General features: G+C 49.3%; 9 tRNA genes and 1 rRNA gene. All 10 read left to right on the top strand.

Annotated features, from left to right (window positions below):
• Positions 1-11 precede the first annotated feature (11 nt).
• The 10 genes from rrf to KI350_RS22655 all read left to right on the top strand — a co-directional run bounded on the left by rrf (position 12) and on the right by KI350_RS22655 (position 961).
• A 5S ribosomal RNA gene (rrf, locus tag KI350_RS22700) occupies positions 12-127 on the top strand.
• 20 nt (positions 128-147) lie between these two features.
• Positions 148-223, top strand: a tRNA-Val gene (locus KI350_RS22695).
• A 21-nt stretch (positions 224-244) separates the two neighbouring features.
• A tRNA-Thr gene (locus KI350_RS22690) sits at positions 245-320 on the top strand.
• 35 nt (positions 321-355) lie between these two features.
• A tRNA-Lys gene (locus KI350_RS22685) sits at positions 356-431 on the top strand.
• 6 nt (positions 432-437) lie between these two features.
• Positions 438-520: transfer RNA gene (locus KI350_RS22680), tRNA-Leu, on the top strand.
• A gap of 15 nt (positions 521-535) precedes the next feature.
• Positions 536-610, top strand: a tRNA-Gly gene (locus tag KI350_RS22675).
• A gap of 9 nt (positions 611-619) precedes the next feature.
• Positions 620-705, top strand: a tRNA-Leu gene (locus KI350_RS22670).
• 9 nt (positions 706-714) lie between these two features.
• Positions 715-791: transfer RNA gene (locus KI350_RS22665), tRNA-Arg, on the top strand.
• An 11-nt stretch (positions 792-802) separates the two neighbouring features.
• Positions 803-879 (top strand) — tRNA-Pro (locus KI350_RS22660).
• A 6-nt stretch (positions 880-885) separates the two neighbouring features.
• Positions 886-961 (top strand) — tRNA-Ala (locus tag KI350_RS22655).
• Positions 962-1,153: the final 192 nt, after the last annotated feature.

Raw genomic sequence — 1,153 nt, 5'->3', positions numbered from 1 at the left:
CCTCTCAATAGTTTGGTGGCGATAGCGAAGAGGTCACACCCGTTCCCATGCCGAACACGGAAGTTAAGCTCTTCAGCGCCGATGGTAGTTGGGGGCTTCCCCCTGTGAGAGTAGGACGCCGCCAAGCTGTTGCACGCAAGTGCAAATGGAGGATTAGCTCAGCTGGGAGAGCATCTGCCTTACAAGCAGAGGGTCGGCGGTTCGATCCCGTCATCCTCCACCATTATAATATTTTGTTGATTAAGCCGGTGTAGCTCAATTGGTAGAGCAACTGACTTGTAATCAGTAGGTTGGGGGTTCAAGTCCTCTTGCCGGCACCACTTTTTTATGATATAATATATAAGTCTCTTTTAAAGAGCCATTAGCTCAGTTGGTAGAGCATCTGACTTTTAATCAGAGGGTCGAAGGTTCGAGTCCTTCATGGCTCACCATTTTATGCGGGTGTGGCGGAATTGGCAGACGCGCTAGACTTAGGATCTAGTGTCTTTACGGCGTGGGGGTTCGAGTCCCTTCACCCGCATTATAAAAAAGATTTGCGGAAGTAGTTCAGTGGTAGAACACCACCTTGCCAAGGTGGGGGTCGCGGGTTCGAATCCCGTCTTCCGCTCCAACCATCCACGCCGGGGTGGTGGAATTGGCAGACACACAGGACTTAAAATCCTGCGGTAGGTGACTACCGTGCCGGTTCAAGTCCGGCCCTCGGCATTGACATATGCGCCCGTAGCTCAATTGGATAGAGCGTTTGACTACGGATCAAAAGGTTAGGGGTTCGACTCCTCTCGGGCGCGCCATTATTATGTAACGGGAAGTAGCTCAGCTTGGTAGAGCACATGGTTTGGGACCATGGGGTCGCAGGTTCGAATCCTGTCTTCCCGACCATTCTTTGGGGCCTTAGCTCAGCTGGGAGAGCGCCTGCTTTGCACGCAGGAGGTCAGCGGTTCGATCCCGCTAGGCTCCACCATTTATTTTTAAAAAAGCACTTGACTATTTATCTTAAAAGAGATATAATAATAGAGTTGCTTTAATAATGATCTTTGAAAACTAAACAAGACAAACGTACCTGTTAATTCATTAAATAAATCGCACATGCGAATGTGCGTAGTCATTATCAAACTTCATGGAGAGTTTGATCCTGGCTCAGGACGAACGCTGG

Source organism: Bacillus sp. J41TS8 (assembly GCF_018333035.1).
In the GTDB taxonomy this organism is placed as follows: domain Bacteria; phylum Bacillota; class Bacilli; order Bacillales; family Bacillaceae; genus Bacillus; species Bacillus paralicheniformis.
The sequence above is the reverse complement of the archived record's forward strand: the minus strand, read 5'-3'. Positions and strand labels throughout refer to the sequence as shown.